Annotated in this window: 16 protein-coding genes and 1 pseudogene; all 17 read right to left on the bottom strand. The window is 72.2% G+C overall.

Features of this window, described 5'->3' with window-relative positions; genetic code table 11:
- Window positions 1-123: 123 nt before the first annotated feature.
- A pseudogene (locus AC3ET4_RS26230) lies at window positions 124-534 on the bottom strand (VOC family protein); the annotation flags it as partial.
- A gap of 44 nt (window positions 535-578) precedes the next feature.
- The gene (locus tag AC3ET4_RS26225; protein ID WP_431953573.1) at window positions 579-2,777 is read right to left on the bottom strand and encodes an MMPL family transporter; all 2,199 of its coding nucleotides are present in this window, start codon (window positions 2,775-2,777) and stop codon (window positions 579-581) included.
- 250 nt (window positions 2,778-3,027) lie between these two features.
- Window positions 3,028-4,575 carry an Asp-tRNA(Asn)/Glu-tRNA(Gln) amidotransferase subunit GatB gene (gatB, locus tag AC3ET4_RS26220; RefSeq protein WP_431953571.1) on the bottom strand — a complete coding sequence of 516 codons (1,548 nt, stop codon included), beginning with the start codon at window positions 4,573-4,575 and terminating at the stop codon, window positions 3,028-3,030.
- Window positions 4,556-4,795, bottom strand: coding sequence for a hypothetical protein (locus AC3ET4_RS26215; protein WP_431953570.1), 240 nt, complete (start codon window positions 4,793-4,795; stop codon window positions 4,556-4,558). Before AC3ET4_RS26215 ends, gatB begins: the two co-directional genes overlap by 20 nt.
- Window positions 4,792-6,285 carry an Asp-tRNA(Asn)/Glu-tRNA(Gln) amidotransferase subunit GatA gene (gatA, locus tag AC3ET4_RS26210; RefSeq protein WP_431953569.1) on the bottom strand — a complete coding sequence of 498 codons (1,494 nt, stop codon included), beginning with the start codon at window positions 6,283-6,285 and terminating at the stop codon, window positions 4,792-4,794. Before gatA ends, AC3ET4_RS26215 begins: the two co-directional genes overlap by 4 nt.
- A 5-nt stretch (window positions 6,286-6,290) precedes the next feature.
- Window positions 6,291-6,587: an Asp-tRNA(Asn)/Glu-tRNA(Gln) amidotransferase subunit GatC gene (gatC, locus tag AC3ET4_RS26205; RefSeq protein ID WP_319131506.1), complete on the bottom strand. Its 297-nt coding sequence runs from the start codon at window positions 6,585-6,587 to the stop codon at window positions 6,291-6,293.
- 357 nt (window positions 6,588-6,944) lie between these two features.
- A complete protein-coding gene (locus AC3ET4_RS26200; protein WP_431953567.1) occupies window positions 6,945-9,053 on the bottom strand; it encodes a putative bifunctional diguanylate cyclase/phosphodiesterase in 2,109 nt (702 codons plus the stop codon).
- Between the two features lie 216 nt (window positions 9,054-9,269).
- The gene (ligA, locus tag AC3ET4_RS26195; protein ID WP_431953565.1) at window positions 9,270-11,498 is read right to left on the bottom strand and encodes an NAD-dependent DNA ligase LigA; all 2,229 of its coding nucleotides are present in this window, start codon (window positions 11,496-11,498) and stop codon (window positions 9,270-9,272) included.
- A gap of 7 nt (window positions 11,499-11,505) precedes the next feature.
- Window positions 11,506-12,528: a methionine synthase gene (locus tag AC3ET4_RS26190; protein ID WP_431953563.1), complete on the bottom strand. Its 1,023-nt coding sequence runs from the start codon at window positions 12,526-12,528 to the stop codon at window positions 11,506-11,508.
- Between the two features lie 26 nt (window positions 12,529-12,554).
- On the bottom strand, window positions 12,555-13,244 hold the full coding sequence (locus tag AC3ET4_RS26185; protein WP_431953561.1) for an SDR family oxidoreductase: 690 nt from the start codon (window positions 13,242-13,244) through the stop codon (window positions 12,555-12,557).
- 27 nt (window positions 13,245-13,271) lie between these two features.
- Window positions 13,272-13,811 carry an LOG family protein gene (locus AC3ET4_RS26180; protein WP_431953559.1) on the bottom strand — a complete coding sequence of 180 codons (540 nt, stop codon included), beginning with the start codon at window positions 13,809-13,811 and terminating at the stop codon, window positions 13,272-13,274.
- A gap of 80 nt (window positions 13,812-13,891) precedes the next feature.
- Complete coding sequence (mnmA, locus tag AC3ET4_RS26175; protein ID WP_431953557.1) at window positions 13,892-15,055, bottom strand: tRNA 2-thiouridine(34) synthase MnmA; 1,164 nt, start codon at window positions 15,053-15,055, stop codon at window positions 13,892-13,894.
- 551 nt (window positions 15,056-15,606) lie between these two features.
- Window positions 15,607-16,776, bottom strand: a complete 1,170-nt coding sequence (locus AC3ET4_RS26170) for a cysteine desulfurase family protein (RefSeq protein ID WP_431953555.1) — start codon at window positions 16,774-16,776, stop codon at window positions 15,607-15,609.
- 228 nt (window positions 16,777-17,004) lie between these two features.
- Window positions 17,005-17,670: a trimeric intracellular cation channel family protein gene (locus AC3ET4_RS26165; RefSeq protein ID WP_431953553.1), complete on the bottom strand. Its 666-nt coding sequence runs from the start codon at window positions 17,668-17,670 to the stop codon at window positions 17,005-17,007.
- A 25-nt stretch (window positions 17,671-17,695) separates the two neighbouring features.
- Entirely contained in the window at window positions 17,696-18,832 is a 1,137-nt protein-coding gene (locus tag AC3ET4_RS26160; protein ID WP_431953551.1) for an ABC transporter ATP-binding protein, read from the bottom strand.
- On the bottom strand, window positions 18,829-19,941 hold the full coding sequence (locus AC3ET4_RS26155) for an ABC transporter ATP-binding protein (protein ID WP_431953549.1): 1,113 nt from the start codon (window positions 19,939-19,941) through the stop codon (window positions 18,829-18,831). The genes AC3ET4_RS26160 and AC3ET4_RS26155 overlap by 4 nt, the downstream gene beginning before the upstream one ends.
- Window positions 19,938-20,911, bottom strand: a 974-nt coding sequence (locus tag AC3ET4_RS26150) for an ABC transporter permease (protein WP_431953547.1), incomplete at its 5' end; no start/stop codon positions are given. The genes AC3ET4_RS26155 and AC3ET4_RS26150, both read right to left, overlap by 4 nt.

The following is a 20,911-nucleotide window of genomic DNA, read 5'->3' as shown; positions in this document are numbered from 1 at the left end:
GCGGGATGTGCAACGTCGCGGGCGGCAGCCGACCCGGTTCGACAAGCCCGCCGTCCGGTGCCCGGCCACCGCCCACGTCGCCGCCGTCAACGAACGGTTCGACCTCTCACGACAGGCGGCCTGCTCGTCGCGCCTGGTCCAGACGGGGCCCTGATCGGTCCAGGTGACACCCTTGTTGCGGCAGAGGCAGAAGGGGTGGCCGATGGGGTCGGTGTAGACGCGGAAGCCGTAGCCCTCGGGGCCGACGCAGTCTCGCTGCAGGGTCGCGCCGAGGGCGAGGACGCGCCGCTCCTCGGCCTCGATGTCGTCGACTTCGAAGTCGAGGTGGAACTGCTTGGGGTGCGCGCTGTCGGGCCACTGCGGGGCGCGGTAGTCCTCCACCTGGATGAAGGCCAGTTCGACCTCGCCGAACGTGATACCGGCCCAGTGCTCGTTACTGCCGTCCTTGACCGGGAGCCCCACCACCTTCGAGTAGAAGGCCGCCAGTTTCATGGTGTCCGGGCAATCGATGATGAAGTCGGTCAGTCGTAGCATCCGGCGATCCTGCCACAGGATCGAAGTCCTGGGCAGACGTACGCTCAGATGCCGAGGGCCTTGCGGGAGTCGGGCTCCTGAGCCGCGCCGGGTACATCCGCCGCCGGTCCTTCGACGCAGATCCTCGGCAGCCGACTCTCCAGCCACCGCGGCAGCCACCAGTTCCAATCGCCCAGCATGTGCATCAGCGCCGGAACGAGCAGGGTCCGCAGGACGAACGCGTCGAGCGCGACGGCGGCCGCCAGGCCGATGCCGAACATCGCGATCACCCGGTCGCCGCTGAGCACGAAGGCCAGGAAGACGGAGATCATGATGACCGCGGCGGAGGTGATCACACGGCTGGTCTCGGCGAGGCCGACCCGCACCGCGCGGCGGTTGTCCCGGGTCTCGCGCCACTCCTCGTACATGCGGCTGACGAGGAAGACCTGGTAGTCCATGGAGAGCCCGAAGAGCACCGAGACCATGATCACAGGCAGGAAGGGCTCGATCGGTCCGGCGGCCCCCAGCCCCAGGAGCTCACTCCCCCAGCCCCACTGGAAGACCGCGACCACGATGCCGAAAGAGGAGGCGACGGCCGCGACGTTCATGACCGCGGCCTTGAGCGGGATGCCGATGCTGCGGAAGGCCAGCAGCAGGAGCAGGCAGCCCAGGCCGATGACGGAGCCCACGAAGAGCGGCAGCTTGCCGACGATCACCGAGGCGAAGTCCTCGTAGCCCGCGGTGACCCCGCCGACGTACACCTCGAGCGAGGTTCCCTCGGTGGCCTTGGGGATGACGTCGTGGCGCAGGTGGTCGACGAGCCGGTCGGTGGCCTGGTCCTGGGGGGAGGTGGTGGGGACGACGTCGACGACGTCCAGCCCGCTGCCGTGCTGCGCCTGCTCCATGTGCACCGCAGCGACGCCCTCGGTGCGCCCCAGGACCACGGTGAGCTGCTCCAGGGCCGCGCGGTCGGCGGCGTCGCCGGACTTGGCGACGAGTTGCAGCGGGCCGTTGAAGCCCGGGCCGAAGCCTTCGGAGAGCATGTCGTACGCCTGGCGGGTGGTGGTGCCCGCGGCGCTGTTGCCCTGGTCGGAGGCGCCGAGGTGGAGGGAGGTCGTGGGCAGGGCCAGCACGAGCATGACCACGGCGGCGACCGCACCGAGGATCTTGGGGTGGCGCTCGACGAAGACGGACCAGCGGGCCGCGAACCCGGTCGGCAGCTCCGGCTGCGGCCCGTGCTCGACGAGCCGGCGCCGCTCCCGGCGGCTGAGCGCCTTCATGCCGATCGTGCCCAGCAGCGCGGGCAGCAGCGTCACCGAGGAGGCGACGGTGAGGATCACGGTGAGGGAGGCGGCGATCGCGACGCCGTTGAGAAAGGACAGCCGCAGGATCAGCATGCCGAGCAGGGCCACGCAGACCGTGCCGCCGGCGAAGACCACCGCCCTGCCGGTCGTGGCGACCGCCTTCTCTGCCGCCTCCCGCACCGGCAGGCCCTGTTTGAGGCCTCTGCGGTGGCGGGTGACGATGAACAGGGCGTAGTCGATGCCGACGCCCAGCCCGATGAGCATGCCGAGCATCGGCGCGAAGTCGGCGACCCGGACCAGGTGGCCGAGCAGTTCGATCGCCATGTAGGCCGTGCCCACACTGACCAGCGCGGTGATGATCGGCATGAACATCGCGAAGAGGGAGCCGAAGGCCGCCAGCAGCACCACGGCCGCGACAGCGACGCCCACGACCTCGCTCAGGTGCCCGCCGCCGCCCTCGGTGAGCGCGATGGCGCCGCCCCCCAGGGCGACCTGGGTGTTTCCGTCGGCGGCGGCCCGGGCCGTGTCGACGACCTTCTGCACCTGGTCGGCGTGCAGGTCGTCCGAGGGCCGGTCGAACATCACGGTCGCGTAGGCGGTGTGACCGTCCGCGCTGATCTGCCGGGCGCCCTCGGTGCTGTAGGGACTGGTCACCGAGGCGACCCCGGGAAGCTCCGCCACCTTGTCCAGCGTGCCGGTCAGCCGCTCCCTGACCGACGCGACGCCGACGGTGCCCTTGTCGGTGTGCCAGACGATCGTGTCGCTGTCGCCGGCCGACCCCGGGAAGGCCTGCTTCAACAGGGCGGTGGCCCTGCTGGAGTCGGTGCCCTTGATGTCGTAGTCGTTCGAGTAGGCCGACCCGGCGACCAGGGCCGCCGTGGACAGACCGAGGAGGGCGACGAGCCACAGCAGAACGACCGCGAGCCTGCGGTCGAGACACCAGCGGGCGAGTGCAGCCATTGGTCTCCCTGGGATCACGTGGATCGCTCAGGCCCGGGTGGAGCCCGCGAGGACCACGACATGTACGTCCTCGACTGAACCAGGAAGAAAAGATCGTTGGCCGGATTCGTGCGTTTAATCACACCCTGTGAGGGGAATTTATGCCGCCCCTACATGCGGCGGACCTGCGGCGACGCGAAAGGGGGACGGGCCCCTTGCGGAGCCCGCCCCTTCGCAGCGCACCGGCCGTGCCGGCCGTGCCGGATCAGCCCTAAACGCCCAGCTTCTCCAGTACGAGCTCGCGCACGCGCTTGGCGTCGGCCTGGCCGCGGGTGATCTTCATGACGGCGCCGATGAGGGCGCCCGCCGCCGCGAGGTTGCCACCGCGGATCTTGTCCGCGACGGCGGCGTTGGCCGCGATGGCCTCGTCGACGGCAGCGCCGAGCGCGCCCTCGTCCGAGACGACCTTCAGGCCCCGCTTCTCGACGACCTCGTCGGGCTCGCCCTCGCCGGCCAGCACGCCCTCGATGACCTGGCGCGCCAGCTTGTCGTTGAGGGAGCCCTCGGCCACCAGCGCCGCCACCCGGGCCACCTGGTCCGGGGTGATGGGCAGGGCCGTCAGTTCCACGCCGTCCTCGTTGGAGCGGCGGGCCAGCTCCCCCATCCACCACTTGCGCGCGGCGGCCGCGTCGGCGCCCGCCTCGATGGTGGCCACGATCAGGTCGATCGCGCCGGCGTTGAGCACCGACTGCATCTCGTGGTCGGAGATCCCCCACTGCTCCTGGAGGCGCCTGCGGCGCACCCGCGGCAGCTCCGGCAGGCCGGCCCGCAGCTCCTCGACCCACTCACGTGCCGGGGCGACGGGAACGAGGTCGGGCTCCGGGAAGTACCGGTAGTCCTCGGCCTCCTCCTTGATGCGGCCGGAGGTGGTGGAGCCGGTGTCCTCGTGGAAGTGCCGGGTCTCCTGGACGATCGTGCCGCCGGAGGAGAGCACGGCCGCGTGCCGCTGGATCTCGAAGCGGACGGCCCGCTCGACGCTGCGCAGCGAGTTCACGTTCTTGGTCTCGCTGCGGGTGCCGAACGCCGAGGTGCCGTGCGGGCGCAGCGACAGGTTGACGTCGCAGCGCATCTGGCCCATCTCCATGCGGGCCTCGGAGACGCCCAGCGCCTTGATCAGCTCGCGCAGCTCGGTCACGTACGCCTTGGCGACCTCGGGGGCCCGCTCGCCGGCGCCCTCGATCGGCTTGGTGACGATCTCGATCAGCGGGATGCCGGCCCGGTTGTAGTCCAGCAGCGAGTGCGAGGCGCCGTGGATGCGGCCGGTGGCACCGCCCACGTGCGTGGACTTGCCGGTGTCCTCTTCCATGTGGGCGCGCTCGATCTCCACGCGGAAGACCTCCCCGTCCTCCAGGGCGACGTCCAGATAGCCGTTGAAGGCGATCGGCTCGTCGTACTGGGAGGTCTGGAAGTTCTTCGGCATGTCCGGATAGAAGTAGTTCTTCCGGGCGAAGCGGCACCACTGCGCGATCTCGCAGTTGAGCGCGAGGCCGATCTTGATGGCGGATTCCACGCCGGTGGCGTTGACGGCGGGCAGTGCGCCGGGCAGGCCGAGGCACACCGGGCACACCTGGCTGTTCGGCTCGGCGCCCAGCGCCGTGGAGCAGCCGCAGAACATCTTCGTCTTGGTGCCGAGCTCGACGTGGACCTCGAGGCCCATCACCGGGTCATAGGACGCGAGCGCGTCCTCGTACGACACCAGGTCCGTGACGGTCACAGTCTTGATACCTCTCAGTTCCCCGTCAGGATGCCAACACGTCATCGTCGCCGAGCCGCCGCAGCTGGCGGACCAGCAGGGCCACACCGGTGGCGATGGCGGCGGCACTGACGACCGCGTCGATCAGCAGCAGCGTGTCGCTCTCCGCGCGGCCCCGCTTCAGCTGCCGGGCGACCCCGACCGCGCCGAAGAGCGTCGTGCCGATCGACAGATAGGTGCCGGACTTGCTCTTCTTGAAGCCCTTGGCCTTCTCGAGCTTGCTCACAGGATCGGTGCCTCCTCCAGCAGCGGGTGACCCCAGCGTGCGGTGAACGCCGCCTCGACGGCCGCACCGACACGGTAGAGGCGGTCGTCGGCCATCGCCGGGGCGATGATCTGCAGACCGACCGGGAGCCCGTCCTCGGAGGCGAGGCCGCAGGGCACGGACATGGCGGCGTTGCCCGCCAGGTTGGCCGGGATGGTGCACAGGTCGGCGAGGTACATCGCCATAGGGTCGTCCACGCGCTCGCCGATCGGGAACGCGGTGGTGGGGGTCGTCGGCGAGATCACCACGTCCACCTGCTGGAAGGCACGCTCGAAGTCCCGGGTGATCAGGGTGCGGACCTTCTGGGCGCTGCCGTAGTACGCGTCGTAGTAGCCGGAGCTGAGCGCGTACGTGCCGAGCATGATGCGCCGCTTGACCTCGGGGCCGAAGCCGGCCTCCCGGGTGAGCGCGGTGACGTCCTCGGCGCTGCGGGTGCCGTCGTCGCCGACCCGCAGGCCGTAGCGCAGACCGTCGAAACGGGCCAGGTTGGACGAGCACTCGGAGGGGGCGATCAGGTAGTAGGCGGCGAGCGCGTACTGGAAGGACGGGCAGGACAGCTCGACGACCTCGGCGCCGAGCTCGCGCAGCAGCTCGACGGACTCGTTGAACCGCTCCATGACGCCGGGCTGGTAGCCCTCGCCCGCGAACTCCTTGATGACGCCGACCCGCAGGCCCTTGACGTCGCCATTGCGCGCGGCCTCGACGACCGGCGGGACCGGCGCGTTGATGGAGGTGGAGTCCATCGGGTCGTAGCCCGCGATGACCTCGTGCAGCAGCGCCGCGTCCAGGACGGTGCGGGCGCAGGGGCCGCCCTGGTCCAGCGAGGAGCTGAAGGCGACCATGCCGTAGCGCGAGACACCGCCGTAGGTGGGCTTGACGCCGACCGTGCCGGTGACGGCGGCCGGCTGGCGGATGGAGCCGCCGGTGTCGGTGCCGATGGCCAGCGGGGCCTGGAAGGAGGCGAGGGCGGCGGAGGAACCGCCGCCGGAGCCGCCGGGGATGCGGGTGAGGTCCCACGGGTTGCCGGTGGGGCCGTAGGCGCTGTTCTCGGTGGACGACCCCATGGCGAACTCGTCCATGTTGGTCTTGCCGAGGATGACGATGCCGGCCTGCTTGAGGCGGGCGGTCAGCGTCGCGTCGTACGGCGGGATCCAGCCCTCGAGGATCTTGGAGCCGACGGTCGTCGGGACGCCCTTGGTGGTGAAGATGTCCTTCAGCGCCAGCGGGACGCCCGCGAGCGGGCCGAGCTTCTCACCGGCGGCGCGCTTGTCGTCGACGGCCTTGGCGGCCTTCAGGGCGCCCTCGGTGTCGACGTGCAGGAAGGCGTGCACCTTCTCGTCGACGGCGGCGATGCGGTCCAGGTGGGCCTGGGCGACCTCGACGGCGGAGGCCTCGCCGGAGGCGACCGCGGCGGCGGTCTCGGCGGCGGTGAGCCGGGTCAGATCGGTCATCGTGATCAGTCCTCCCCCAGGATCTGCGGCACCTTGAAGCGCTGCTGCTCCTCGGCGGGCGCGCCGGACAGCGCCTGCGCCGGGGTCAGGCTGGGTCGGACCTCGTCGGGGCGCATGACGTTCGTCAGCGGCAGCGGGTGGGAGGTCGGCGGTACGTCCTCGCCGGCCACCTCGGAGACGCGGGCGACCGCGCCGATGATGGCGTCGAGCTGTCCGGCGAAGTGGTCGAGCTCTTCGTCCTTGAGCTCCAGACGCGACAGCCGGCCGAGGTGGGCGACCTCCTCGCGCGTGATGCCTGGCATGCAGCGATCCTCTGGGGGTGAGTTCGGTCTTTTCGCGCCAATCCTATGGGCGCGGGCGCCCCGGGGGCGAAACGGTTCGCGCTTCGGCTCCCGGAGAGGCCCGGCGGCGGATGTGGAGAGTGCCGATGCGGGTGGGGCCGAGGGGCCCCGCGCGGTCGCCGGGCGCTGGGGAGGATGCCGATTCCCGCCCGTGGCGCCGGGTGCGGGAGGGGACGCCGCGCCCCCGCACCGGGGGTGCGGTACGCGCGGCGCGGTCGGATGTGTGACGCGGCGCCGGGCAGGGTCCGGGCGGGTCGTCAGGCCGGAGCCCGGCGGGGCTCCCAGCGCGCTCTGCCCCCGCGGGCCGGCCCGCGGACGTCACTGGGCGTCGGGGACGGCGGCGCGCTCCTGGGTGGCCTCCAGCTCCGCCGGGCGGCGCCATCCGGAACGGCCCCGCAGCCGCAGCCAGGCCGTGGTCTCCTCCGGGGGCATCGCCGCGGCGACGAGCCAGCCCTGGATCGCGTCGCAGCCCAGGTCCCGCAGGCGCTCCCACGTCTCGTCGTCCTCCACGCCCTCCGCCACGACGAGGAGGCCGAGGGAGTGCGCGAGGTCGACGGTGCAGCGCACGATCTCCGCGTCCTCGGCATCGACGGACAACCGGGCGACGAACGAGCGGTCGATCTTCAGCTCGCTCACCGGAAGCCGGCGCAGGTGCACCAGCGAGGAGTAACCGGTGCCGAAGTCGTCCAGCGACATCTTCACCCCGTGCCCGGTCAGCCCGGCCATGGTGTCGGCGGCCCGCTGCGGGTCGTCCAGCAGCACGTGCTCGGTGATCTCCAACTGCAGCGCCCCCGGCGGGACCCCGTGCCGGGCCAGGCGCGCCGCGACGGCGCCGGCGAAGCCGGGCGAGTGGACGTCACGCGGAGAGACGTTGACGGCGACGGGGACGTCGATGCCCATCGCCCGCCACCGCGCGACCTGCCCGAGGGCGGACTCCAGCACGTACTCGGTGAGCTGCGGCATGAGCCCCGAGGTCTCGGCGATCGCGATGAACTCCTCGGGGCTCACCCGGCCGCGCTCGGGGTGCACCCAGCGGACCAGGGCCTCCAGGCCGGCGACCTTGCCGTCGAAGCGGACCTTGGGCTGGTAGTGCAGCTCGACCTCGCCGCGGTCCAGGGCCCGGCGCAGATCGCCGAGGAGACCGAGGCGGTCGGGGGTGTTGCCGTCACGGGAGGACTCGTACACCTCGACTCCGCTGCGGTCGCGTTTCGCCTGGTACATCGCGACGTCGGCGCGGCGCAGGAGTCCCTCGGCGTCATCGGCGTGGTCGGGGTAGACGGCGACCCCGGCGCTGGCCTCGAGGACCAGCGTCAGGCCCTCGAGGCTCAACGGCGAACTCAGCGCGGCCACCAGGGTCCTGGCGATGCGCTGGGCGCGGGTCGGCGCGTCGCAGGTGGGGAGCAGGACGGCGAACTCGTCTCCGCCCAGCCGCGCGACCTCGGCGCCGCGCGGCAGGGCGAGGCGCAGGCGGTCGGCGATCTGCAGCAGCAGACGGTCCCCGGCCATATGGCCGAGGGTGTCGTTGACGGAGCGGAACTTGTCGAGGTCGATCAGGACGAGGGCGACGCGCTCGCCACTGCGGGCGGCGTCGTCGAGCGCGGTCCAGGTGCGCTCCAGCAGCCACTGACGGTTGGGCAGCCCGGTGAGCGGGTCGCGCAGTTGCTCCTCGGCACGGGCGTGCGCGATCCAGAGCGTGGAGTCCAGCGCGATCAGGGGCACGGCGAACAGCGGCAGCACCAGGGGCAGATCGGCCGCGACGATGATGATCAGCGGCGAGATGCCGAGCAGCGCGACACCGACGAAGCCCTGGCGTATGAGGGCGGTGCGGGCCACGGTGGGCAGCACTCCGGAACGCGGCACGATCGCGTACCACAGCAGCGCGCGGGTCGCAGCCAGGTAGCCGAGTGCGGCGGCGAGCACGGCGGGGACGGCGGCCATCCCCCACGTGGCGGGCTGCCAGGGCTGTTCGACGGACGGGTGGGTGCCGAAGGCGGACAGGACGAGCGCGGCCGCGCCGATGCCCAGGATGTCCACGGAGCCGTGCAGCAGCGCCTCCCGCCACCGGTGCCGGCGGGCCGCGCCGACCAGGACGACGACGGCCAGGCTGACCAGCACCGCGGGCACCCACCCGTAGAGCAGCAGCACGGCGAGGGTCAGAGCGGCGCCGGAGCCGGTGCCGCCCCACCAGCGGTCCCGGCCCATGGCGACCAGATGGCCGACGATGATGCCGGTGAGCACGGCGAACGCCCAACCCTCCTCACCGCCGGGGAAGAAGGTGCCGCCGTCGACGAGCATCCGCACGATGCCCACGACCAGGGCCGTCGCGGCGGCGCCCACGACCGAGTACCTGAGTGCCACTGCGGGCAGCACCGGCGCGGCCGGCCTGAGCAGCCGCTGCGCCGGTCCGGCGCTGTCCGTCGGTTCCATGCCCGTACCCTCTCGCAGCAGCGTGTGCCGTTCCACCACACGCCCCTGCCCGCGGCATTGACCGCCGGGCTGCTGGAGGGCCGGTGCCCGGAAGGCGCGCCTTCCAACAGTAGGGCGACAAAGGCTGTCCCGGGCACCGATCGGCTGCTGTTGCCCGATATGGAACCTACTCTCCCGGATCGATGCGCTATGGGCCGAAAGAGTGATGATGGGGTGTCAGCCCTCGGGATTCACGGCTGCCTCCCGGGCCGCGTCGGCACCCTGTCCGAGCAGGACGGCGAAGCCTTCCTCGTCCAGGATCGGCACCTTGAGCTGCACCGCCTTGTCGTACTTGGAGCCGGGGCTGTCGCCGACGACCACGAAGTCGGTCTTCTTGGAGACCGAACCGGTGACCTTGGCCCCGCGGCTCGCCAGTGCCTCCTTCGCGCCGTCCCGGGTGTGGGTGGCGAGGGTGCCGGTGACGACGACGGTCAGGCCCTCCAGCGGGCGGGGCCCCTCGTCGGAGCCCTCCTCGGTGAAGCGGACTCCGGCGGCCTTCCACTTGCGCAGGATCTCGCGGTGCCACTCCTCCTCGTACCACTGCTTGAGGGAGGCCGCGATGATGCCGCCGACGCCGTCGACAGCCGCCAGTCGCTCCTCGTCGGCGGCGAAGACGGCGTCCAGGTCGCGGAACTCGCGGGCCAGGGCCTCGGCGGCGACCGGGCCGACATGACGGATCGACAGCCCGGCGATGATCCGGGCGAGCGGCCGCTCCTTGGCCTTCTGGATGTTCTCCAGCATGGCCACGGCGTTCTTCTTCAGCTCGCCCTGCTGGTTGGCGAAGACGGAGACGACCTTCTCCTCGCCGGTCTGCGGGTCGCGCTTGGGCAGGCCGGTGTTCTGGTCGAGGACATGGGCGCGGATGGGCAGCAGATCCTCGGGGGTGAGGTCGAACAGGTCGCCCTCGTCGCGCAGCGGCGGCTCGGCGGGCTCCAGGGGCCGGGTGAGCGCGGCCGCCGCGACATAGCCGAAGTTCTCGATGTCCAGGCACTTGCGACCGGCGAGATAGAACAGCCGTTCCCGGATCTGCGCCGGGCAGCCCCGTGCGTTGGGGCAGCGCAGGTCGACGTCCCCCTCCTTCATCGGGCGCAGCGGGGTGCCGCACTCGGGGCACTCGGCGGGCATCACGAACTCGCGCTCGCTTCCGTCCCGCAGGTCGACGACCGGGCCGAGGATCTCCGGGATGACGTCACCGGCCTTGCGCAGCACCACGGTGTCGCCGATGAGCACGCCCTTGGCCTTCACCACGTCCTGGTTGTGCAGGGTGGCGAACTCGACCTCGGAGCCGGCCACCGTGACCGGCTCGACCACCGCGTACGGGGTCACCCGGCCCGTGCGGCCCACACCCACCCGGATGTCGACGAGCTTGGTGTTGACCTCCTCCGGCGGGTACTTCCACGCGATGGCCCAGCGCGGCGCGCGGGCGGTGGAGCCGAGCCGGCCCTGCAGCGGGATCTCGTCGACCTTGACGACGATGCCGTCGATCTCGTGCTCGACGTCGTGGCGGTGCTCGCCGTAGTAGGCGATGGCCTCCTTGACCTCGGCCAGTGTGCCCACGACGCGGGCGTACTTGGTGGTGGGCAGGCCCCATGCGTGCAGCAGTTCGTAGGCGTGCGACTGGCAGTCGATGCTGAAGCCCTCGCGGGCGCCGATGCCGTGCACCACCATGTGCAGCGGACGGCTCGCCGTGACCCGGGGGTCCTTCTGGCGCAGGGAGCCGGCGGCGGCGTTGCGCGGATTGGCGAAGGGCTTGTCGCCGGCCGCGACCAGGCGGGCGTTGAGCTCCTCGAACGCCTCCATGGGGAAGAAGACCTCGCCGCGGATCTCGACGAGGGCGGGGACCCGCTCCCCCGCCAGACGGTCCGGGATCTCGGCGATCGTGCGGACGTTGGGCGTGATGTCCTCGCCGGCGCGGCCGTCGCCGCGGGTGGCGGCGCGCACCAGGCGGCCGTTCTCGTACGTCAGGTTGACGGCGAGCCCGTCGACCTTCAGCTCGCACAGGAAGTGGTACGTGCCGCCCTCGCCGGCCGGCGGGCCCAGCTCCCCGGCGAGGCGTTCGGCCCAGGCGTCGAGCTCCTCCTCGCTGAAGGCGTTGTCGAGGGAGAGCATGCGCTCGCGGTGCTCGACGGAGGTGAACTCCGTCGCGTAAGCGCCCGCGACCTTCTGGGTCGGCGAGTCCGGCGTGCGCAGCGAGGGGTGCTCCTCCTCCAGCGCCTCCAGCCGCCGCAGCAGCGCGTCGAACTCGGCGTCGCTGATGACCGGCTGGTCCTTGACGTAGTAGCGGAAGCGGTGCTCCTCGACCTGTTCGGCCAGGGAGGCGTGCAGCTCGCGCGCCTTCGCCGGCACGTCGTCGTTGCGGGCGCCCTCGGGGATCACGGAGTCCTCCACGTCCACGTCCTTCCTCATCCCATCCTCACTCAGGGTCGTCGACGAGCGAGCGTGCCGCCTTGGCGCAGTGCACCAGCGCGGCACGGGCATAGGCCGGCGAGGCCCCCGCCAGGCCGCAGGACGGGGTCACCGCCACGGAGGTGCCCAGATCCCCCGGGGCCAGCCCCAGCCTGCGCCACAGCGCCCGAACACCACCGACGCTACCGGCAGGGTCCGACAATCGGGCGTCCGTCCCCGGGACGACACCGGTCAGGAGCGCGGTCCCCGCCTCGGCCGCCTCGCCGAAGGCGTCCCAGTCACCCTCCGTGAGGAGCGAGAAATCGAACGACACCCCTGCCACGCCGGCCCGCCGCAGCAGCGCGAAGGGCACCTCCGGAGCGCACGAGTGCGCGATCACCGGTACGTCCCCGACGGCCGCCATGACCTCCCGCAGCGCGCCCTCGACGACGCCGCGGTCCACCGCGCGGTGTGTGCGGTAGCCGCTGGCGGTTCTCACCCGGCCCTGGAGCACGGCGGTGAGCGAGGGCTCGTCCAGCTGCAGCACCGGCCGCGCGCCGGGCATGCGCCGGCGCACATCCTCCAGGTGCAGCCGCAGGCCCTCGCCGAGCGAGGCCGCCAGGTCGCGGCAGGCCCCCGCGTCGGAGAGCGCCGCCTCGCCGTTCTTCAGCTCGACGGAGGCCGCCAGCGTCCAGGGGCCGACGGCCTGCAGCTTGAGCGGGCCCTCGTAGCCCTGGGTGAACTCCTCCAGGGCGTCCAGGTCCTCCCCCAGCCATGCCTTGGCGCGGCGGGTGTCCCGGCCCGGGCGGTCGCCGAACCGCCAACCGCTGGGCTCCACGCGCGCGTACAGCTCGACGAGCATCCCGAGCGTACGGCCGATCATGTCGGCGCCCGGGCCGCGCGCGGGCAGCTCCGGCAGGAACGGCAGCGCCTCCAGCGCCCCGGTCGCCGTCCGCGCCGCCTCGCGCGCGTCACCCCCTGGCATCGAGCCCACGCCGGTGGCCGCCCCCGCGGGCAGCCGGAACTTCGCTTCGGTACCTTCCGTGCTCACCGGTGCAGCCTACGACGGCCGGCCGGTCAGGATCCCGGCCGGATCGTCAGGTCGTTGATCTCGGCGTCGCGGGGCAGGTCGACCGCCGTCAGGATCGCCGTGGCGACCGACTCGGGGGTGATCCAGCGCGAGGGGTCGTAGGGCTTGCCCTCCTGCTGGTGCACCTTGGCCTGCATGGGCGTGGCGGTGCGGCCGGGGTAGACGGAGGTGACCCGCACCCCGTTCTCGTGCTCCTCGTGGCGCAGGGAGTCGGCGAGCGCCTTGAGGCCGTGCTTGCTGGCCGCGTAGGCGCCCCACTCGGCGTTCGCGCTGAGCCCGGCGCCGGAGTTGACGAAGACCACGTGCCCGCGGGAGAGCCGCAGCTGCGGCAGGACGAGACGGGTCAGCTCGGCGGGGCCGACGAGGTTGGCGGCGAGCGTCCGGTTCCAGATCTTCGGGGCGAGCTCGCCGACCGGCGCCAGGTCCACGACGCCCGCGATGTGCAGCAGGGAGTCCAGCCGGTCGGGCGGCGACTGGTGGCCCAGCGCCCAGGACAGCCGCTCGGGTTCCGCGAGGTCGCCGACGAGGGTGTGCGCGCCCGGGTAGAGGTCGGCCAGCTCCTTGGCGCGTCCGGCGTCGCGGGCCAGCAGCCACAGTTCGTCGCCGCGGTCGAGGAGGCGCCGCGCCACGGCGGCGCCGATGCCGGAGCCGGCGCCGGTGATCAGGTGAATCGACATGGGCCCCATGCTGTCATCCCCTCCGGCTCACGCGATGCCGGCCTTCTCCTCCAGGTGGGCGAGCGCCGAGACGCCGTCCTCGGCGAAGAACACCAGCTCGGTGAGGGGCAGCGGCAGGAAGCCCTCCTCGTCCATGCGCCGGAGCTGCTCCTTGAGCCCGTCGTAGAAGCCCGCCGTGTTGAGCAGGACGACCGGCTTGGTGTGCAGGCCGTGCTTCTTCAGCTCCAGGATCTCGGTCGCCTCGTCCAGGGTGCCGGCGCCGCCCACCATGACCACCACGGCGTCGGCGCGGATCAGCAGTTCCGCCTTGCGCTGGGCGAGGTCCGCCGCGATCACCATCTCGTCGGCGTCCTGGCGGGCCTTGGCCGCAAGGAACTCCACCGAGACGCCGACCAGGCGCCCGCCGTGCTCCCGCACTCCGTCGGCCATCACCTTCATCAGCCCCGTGTCCGAGCCGCCCCACACCAGGGTGTGGCCGCCCTTGCCGATCAACGCGGCGAACTCGCGGGCGGGTTCGGTGTAGCGGGGCCCGAGGTCGGATGCGGAGAGGAAGACGCAGATATTCATGCGGGCCAGTCTCGCGCAGGGCACCTGGCGCCGGACAGGCGGCTGCCCGTCCCGCGCCGTCCCACCCCGCGGCCCTCCGCTCAGGCGCTCGCGGCGACGCGCGGGCTGCGCTCCGTCGTGGCGATCGTCGCCGAGCCGACGACGCGCGTGCCGTCGTAGAGCACGACCGCCTGGCCCGGCGCGACGCCGCGGACGGGACCGCCGGTGAAGCGGACGCGCAGTTCGCCGTCCGCCAGTTCGGCGGTGACGGGCACGTCCGCGCCGTGGGCGCGCAACTGGGCGGTGTAGGCGCGCGGCCCGGCGCCCTCGGGCGCGGCGCCGCACCAGCGCGGCCGGATCGCCGTCAGGGCGGTGACGTCCAGGGCTTCGGCCGGGCCGACGGTCACCGTGTTGTTCACCGGCGAGATGTCGAGCACATAGCGCGGCTTGCCGTCGGCGGCGGGCACGCCCAGCCGCAGGCCCTTGCGCTGGCCCACGGTGTAGCCGTAGGCGCCGGAGTGGGTGCCCAGGCGGTTGCCGTCCTCGTCGAGGATGTCGCCCTCGGCGGTACCGAGGCGCCGTGCGAGGAAGCCCTGGGTGTCGCCGTCCGCGATGAAGCAGATGTCGTGGCTGTCGGGCTTCTTGGCGACGGACAGACCGCGGCGGGCCGCCTCCGCTCGGATCTCGTCCTTGGTGGTGAGGGTGTCGCCGAGCGGGAACATCGCGTGCGCCAGCTGCCGCTCGTCGAGGACGCCGAGCACATAGGACTGGTCCTTGGCCGCGTCGGAGGCGCGGTGCAGCTCGCGGGAGCCGTCGGGGTTGACGACGACGGTGGCGTAGTGGCCGGTGCACACGGCGTCGAAGCCGAGGGCGATCGCCTTGTCGAGCAGCGCGGCGAACTTGATCTTCTCGTTGCAGCGCAGGCAGGGGTTGGGCGTGCGGCCGGCGGCGTACTCGGCGACGAAGTCGTCGACGACGTCGGCGCGGAAGCGGTCGGCGAGGTCCCAGATGTAGAAGGGGATCCCGATCACGTCGGCGGCGCGGCGCGCGTCGTGGCTGTCCTCGACCGTGCAGCAGCCGCGGGCGCCGGTGCGGAAGGACTGCGGGTTCGCGGACAGGGCGAGGTGCACGCCTGTGACGTCGTGCCCTGCTTCGGCGGCGCGGGCGGCCGCCACGGCCGAGTCGACGCCACCGCTCATCGCGGCGAGCACGCGGAGGCGACGGCCGTCGCCAGGGCCTGTGGGTGCACCGGGGAAGTCAGTCATAGCGCCTCCTAGGGTACGGCGCTCCGGCGGGGCGTCGCGGGGCGGTGCGGCGCGTGGGCCCTTGCGGGCAGCCAGGGCGGGTGCGTTGCGCCTCCCACGGGCTGCCTCCCCCGCACCCGCCCGTCACCGTCGGCACGGCGCGGAGGAGCGGCGGCACGGCGCGGAGGAGCGGCGGCACGCCGCCGCAAGCCGCCGACGCGCCGGAAACCGACGGTGCCGCACGGGTGGGCGGCCGGAAGAAGCCCGGCGCGGGCGCGACGGCGCGCACGCCGCCCTCGCACCGCCACCGCCCACGCAAGACGGGCTGTGGGCGTTCCGCGGCCGACGCGGCGGCGTACCGGCTCCAGGTCCTCGCCGGGATCGAGAACCGCGGGCCCACCGCGCCCGCCGGGGGTCAGCCGAGTGAGCGTTCCACGCTCGCGTGTCGTGTGGCGGGTTCCGCCGGACGCAGGGCACTGGAGGCCGCGAGGCGCACCGCACCGCCGGCAGCGCAACGGGGCACGCGCCGCCCTCGAACCGGGTACCGCGCCCCGCAGTCCCCGCCGCGGGGGCTACATCAGGCCCGCGCTGCGGGCGCGGGCCACGGCGGGGCCGATGGCCTTGCCGAGGACCTCGACGTCCTGCGGCGTCGAGGTGTGCCCGAGGGAGAACCGCAGCGAGCCCCGCGCGAGGTCGGGATCGGCGCCCATCGCGAGGAGGACGTGGCTGGGCTGCGGGACGCCGGCCGTGCACGCCGAACCGGTGGAGCACTCGATGCCCTGGGCGTCGAGCAGCATCAGCAGGGAGTCCCCCTCGCACCCGGGGAAGGAGAAGTGCGCGCTGGCGGGCAGGCGGCCCTCGGGGGTGGGGTCGCCGTTGAGGATGGCCTCGGGGACGGCCTCGCGGACCCGCGCGACCAGGTCGTCGCGCAGGGCGCCGACCTCCCGTGCGAAGTCCTCGTGCCGCTCGGCGGCCAGCGTCCCGGCGACGGCGAACGCCGCGACCGCGGGGACGTCCAGCGTGCCGGACCGTACGCCGCGCTCCTGGCCGCCGCCGTGGAGGACGGGGACCGGCCCCACCTCGCGCCGGAGCACCAGCGCGCCGACCCCGTACGGGCCGCCGACCTTGTGGCCGGTGACGGTCATCGCGTCCAGCCCGGACGCCGCGAAGTCGACCTCGACCTGGCCGAAGGCCTGGACGGCGTCGGAGTGCAGCGGCACCCCGAACTCCCGGGCCACCTCGCTGAGCGCCGCGACGGGGAAGACCGTGCCGACCTCGTTGTTGGCCCACATCACCGTGGCGAGCGCCACATCGCCGGGGTCGCGCGCGATGGCCTCGCGCAGGGCCTCGGGGTGGACGCGGCCGTAGCCGTCGACCGGGAGCCATTCGACTCGGGCGCCCTCGTGTGCGGCGAGCCAGTCGACGGCGTCGAGGACGGCGTGGTGCTCGACGGGGCTGGCGAGGACCCGGGTGCGCCGGGGATCGGCGGCCCGGCGGGCCCAGTACAGACCCTTGACCGCGAGGTTGTCGGCCTCGGTGCCGCCCGCGGTGAAGACGATCTCGCTGGGGCGGGCGCCGAGCGCGGCTGCCAGGGACTCGCGGGACTCCTCCACCGTGCGTCGGGCCCGGCGGCCGGACGCGTGAAGGGAGGATGCGTTGCCCGTGACGGCGAGCTGCGCGGTCATCGCCTCGACGGCCTCCGGCAGCATCGGGGTCGTGGCGGCGTGGTCGAGGTAGGCCATGATGAGCGTGATTCTACGGCGGCGGCGGCGCGCCCGCGGACCGGTGCCCGGCCCGGAGCCACCGTGCGGGGCACCTGCTGCCGGGCCGCGCGGTCCCATGGGCCGGCAGCCGCCGGCGGCACGGACTTGCGGCCTCCCCCCGGGCACAAACCGCGGGAGGGTTTCGGCAGCCCCCCACTCCGGCCGCCCGGCGGACACCCGCGCCGACCGTGTCCCGTACGCCGGGGCTCAGGTGTGGAGATCGTCCGCCGCGGTGGTCCGCCGGTGCCAGGCGCGGGGCGCGCGCCAGTGGTAGCGCATGGCCAGCAGCCTGAGGGTGAAGGCGCTGACGACGGCGAGAACCCCCGTGCCCGGGGTCAGGGCGTCGAACTTGATGAGCACCGCCACCACGGCGGCCCCCACGATGGCCGGCACCGCGTACAGGTCGCGGTCCCAGCGCAGCAGGGAGGGGACCTCGTTGCCGAGCAGGTCGCGCAGCACGCCGCCGCCGACAGCGGTGGCGAGCCCCAGGGTGGCCGACGCGGTGAGGCTGAGGCCGTAACCGTACGCCTTGGTGGTCCCGGCGACGCAGAACAGCCCGAGGCCCGCAGCGTCGAAGACGCTGATGGTGGTGTTGATCCGCTCGACCTGGGGGTGCAGGAAGAACACCGCGGCGGTCGCGACGAGCGGAGTGAGGAAGGACCCGAGGTCGGTGAAGGCGGCGGGCGGCACCGCCCCGATGATCAGGTCCCTGAACAGCCCTCCGCCCAGCGCGGTGACCTCGGCGAGCACCGCCATGCCGAAGACGTCGTAGTTCTTGCGTACGGCGAGCAGCGCGCCGGAGATCGCGAAGACGAAGATCCCGACGAGGTCGAGCACGTGCTGGACGGAGTGGCTGAACAGTTCGGCTTGCACCGGTCCCATTGTGCGGGAGGCCGGATCACGCCTTCTCGGTGCTCTTCCCGGCCGTGCCGCCGCCGGAGGCGCCGGAGCCGCCCGCGTCACCGGAGCCACCGGAGTCACCGGTGTTCTCCGGGTGGTGGCAGGCCACCTCGTGCCCGGTGGCCAGGGCGACCAACGGGGGCTCGGTGGTCTTGCAGACCTCCGTCGCCTTCCAGCAGCGGGTGTGGAAGCGGCAGCCGGGCGGCGGGGCGATCGGCGACGGCACGTCGCCGGTCAGCAGGATCCGCTCGCGCTTGGCGCGCCGCTTCGGGTCCGGCACCGGCACCGCGGACAGCAGCGCGTTGGTGTAGGGGTGCATCGGCTTGGTGTAGAGGGACTCGCGGTCCGCGACCTCCACGATCTTGCCGAGGTACATCACCGCGATGCGGTCCGACACGTGCCGGATGACCGACAGGTCGTGCGCGATGATCACGTAGGTCAGGCCGAGCTCGCGCTGCAGGTCGTCCAGGAGGTTGACGACCTGCGCCTGGATGGAGACGTCGAGCGCCGACACCGGCTCGTCCGCGACCACGAGCTTGGGCTTGAGCGCCAGCGCGCGGGCGATGCCGATGCGCTGCCGCTGGCCGCCGGAGAACTCGTGCGGGTAGCGGTTGTAGTGCTCGGGGTTGAGGCCGACCAGCTCCAGGAGGTCCTGCACCTCCTTCTTCACCCCGCTCTCCGTCTGCACCTTCTGCAGCCGGAACGGCGCGCCGACGATGGTGCCGACGGTGTGCCGCGGGTTGAGGGAGGAGTACGGGTCCTGGAAGATCATCTGCACGTCGCGGCGGAGCGGGCGCATGCCCCCGGTGCCCAGGTGCGTGATGTCGCGGCCCTCGAACTCGATCGTGCCGCCGGTCGGTTCGAGCAGCCGGGTGATCAGCCGGCCCATGGTGGACTTGCCGCAACCGGACTCGCCGACCACACCGAGGGTCTCCCCGGGGTTGACGTGGAAGTCGATGCCGTCGACGGCCTTGACCGCGCCGACCTGGCGCTTGAGCAGCCCCTTCCTGATGGGGAAGTGCTTGACCAGGCCGCTGACCTTGAGCAGGGGCTCCCCGCCTGCCGTCGGCACGCTCCGCGCCGCAGCCTGCTGGGGGATCGAGACATTGTTATTGGGCACAGCCTGGTCCTTCACAGCTTGGGCGCAATCTCTTCGGTCCAGATGCGCTCCCGTTCCGTGGTGCGCAGGTGGCACGCCGCGAAGTGGCCACCGCCGGCGTCCGTCAGCTCGGGCACGACCGTGCTGCTGGCGCCGTCGGTGAGCTCCGCGTACGGACAGCGGGGGTGGAAGGCGCACCCCGGGGGCACGTTGATGAGGCTCGGCGGCGATCCCTTGACCGGCACCAGGCGTTCCGTGCGCTCGCGGTCGATGCGCGGCATCGAACCCAGGAGGCCCCAGGTGTAGGGGTGCTGCGGCTCGTAGAAGACCTTGTCGGCCGGCCCGCGCTCCACACAGCGTCCGCCGTACATCACCAGGATGTCGTCCGCGAGCTCAGCGACGACGCCGAGGTCGTGGGTGATGATGATGACCGCGGAGCCGAACTCCTTCTGCAGGTCCCGGATGAGGTCCAGGATCTGCGCCTGCACGGTCACGTCGAGCGCGGTGGTCGGCTCGTCCGCGATGAGCAGGTCGGGGTTGTTCGACAGCGCCATGGCGATCATCGCACGTTGCCGCATGCCGCCCGAGAACTGGTGCGGGTAGTCGTCGACGCGCTTGTCGGGCTGAGGGATGCCGACGCGGTCGAGCATCTCGATGGCGCGCTTGCGGGCGACGGCCTTGGTCACGTCGTGGTGCACCCGGTACGCCTCGACGATCTGCGCGCCGACGGTGAAGTAGGGGTGCATCGCCGACAGCGGGTCCTGGAAGATCATCGCGACGTCCTTGCCGCGAAGCCGACGGACCTCGTCCGGGTCGGCCGAGATCAGTTCCTTGCCGTCGAGCCAGATCTCGCCGGACATCCGGGCCTTGCTGCGGCCGTACTGGCCGGCCCGGTGCAGGCCCATGACGGCCAGCGAGGTGACGGACTTGCCGGAGCCGGACTCGCCGACGATGCCGAGGGTCTTGCCCTTCTCCAACTGGAAGGAGAGGCCGTCGACGGACTTCACCAGGCCGTCATCGGTCGGGAAGTGCACCTTGAGGTCGCGGACCTCCAGGAACGACGTGGGCCGCGCCTTCCCGGCCACCGGCTCGTTCGGCGCGGCATCCGCCCCGGTACCGGACTTCTGGAGGGGGAGGTCGGTCATGACAGCCTCACGCGCGGGTCGACGACGGCGTACAGCAGGTCTACGAGGAGGTTCGCCACCACCACGGCGACGGCCGCGATCAGCGTGACGCCGAGGATGAGGGGGAAGTCCTTGTCCGAGATCGCCTTCACCGCCGCCTGGCCGATGCCGGGCAGGCTGAACGTCGTCTCGGTGAGGATCGCGCCGCCGACGAGGGCGCCGAGGTCCATGCCGAGGATGGTCAGCACCGGGGTCATGGTCGAGCGCATGGCGTGCTTGCCGATGACGACCGGCTCGCGCAGGCCCTTGGCACGGGCGGTGCGGATGTAGTCCTCGCCCATGATCTCCAGCATGGTGGCCCGGGTCATCCGGGCGTACATGGCGGCGTAGAGGAAGGCGAGGGTGACCCAGGGCAGCAGCATGCCGCCGAACCACCCGGATGGCGAATCGCCGAACGGCACGTACTGGCCGTCGATCCATCCGAGCCCGTAGACGACCACCGCCAGGGCGATCATGCCGGTGAAGTAGATGGGAAGCGAGACGCCCGCGAGCGCGACCGTCATCAGCGAGCGGTCGAGCGCGGAGCCGCGCTTGAGGGCGGAGACGACACCGGTGCCGACACCGACGATGACCCAGATGACGCAGGCGCCGGCGGCCAGCTGCAGGGTCACCGGCAGACGGTCGGTCAGGACCGGCCAGATCGCCTGCTCGTTGCGGAAGGAGTAGCCGAAGCAGGGGGCGGGGCAATGGGTGACGTCCGCGCCGTTGGCGTAGTCACGCCCGGCGAACAGCCCCCACAGGAACTTGCCGAACTGCACGAGGACGGGGTCGTCGAGCCCCATCTTCTTCCGAATGCCCTCAAGGGAGGCCGGGTCCGCCTGCTTCCCGATGAAGTAGGTGGCGGGGTCGACACCGACCCATTTGGGGATCAGGAAGAAGATCCCGAAGGTCACCAATGTGATGACCAGCAGCATGACGACGACAGCGAACA

The organism is Actinacidiphila sp. bgisy167, from assembly GCF_057707665.1.
This window is presented reverse-complemented; position numbering and strand designations above follow the sequence as displayed.

Coding starts and splice junctions, on each gene's coding strand:
- gatC (WP_319131506.1), bottom strand. CDS start 6,587: ATGCCAGGCATCACGCGCGAGGAGGTCGCCCACCTCGGCCGGCTGTCG.
- AC3ET4_RS26170 (WP_431953555.1), bottom strand. CDS start 16,776: ATGGCCTACCTCGACCACGCCGCCACGACCCCGATGCTGCCGGAGGCC.
- gatA (WP_431953569.1), bottom strand. CDS start 6,285: ATGACCGATCTGACCCGGCTCACCGCCGCCGAGACCGCCGCCGCGGTC.
- AC3ET4_RS26180 (WP_431953559.1), bottom strand. CDS start 13,811: ATGAATATCTGCGTCTTCCTCTCCGCATCCGACCTCGGGCCCCGCTAC.
- mnmA (WP_431953557.1), bottom strand. CDS start 15,055: ATGACTGACTTCCCCGGTGCACCCACAGGCCCTGGCGACGGCCGTCGC.
- ligA (WP_431953565.1), bottom strand. CDS start 11,498: ATGAGGAAGGACGTGGACGTGGAGGACTCCGTGATCCCCGAGGGCGCC.
- AC3ET4_RS26225 (WP_431953573.1), bottom strand. CDS start 2,777: ATGGCTGCACTCGCCCGCTGGTGTCTCGACCGCAGGCTCGCGGTCGTT.
- gatB (WP_431953571.1), bottom strand. CDS start 4,575: ATGACGTGTTGGCATCCTGACGGGGAACTGAGAGGTATCAAGACTGTG.
- AC3ET4_RS26200 (WP_431953567.1), bottom strand. CDS start 9,053: ATGGAACCGACGGACAGCGCCGGACCGGCGCAGCGGCTGCTCAGGCCG.
- AC3ET4_RS26185 (WP_431953561.1), bottom strand. CDS start 13,244: ATGTCGATTCACCTGATCACCGGCGCCGGCTCCGGCATCGGCGCCGCC.
- AC3ET4_RS26155 (WP_431953549.1), bottom strand. CDS start 19,941: ATGACCGACCTCCCCCTCCAGAAGTCCGGTACCGGGGCGGATGCCGCG.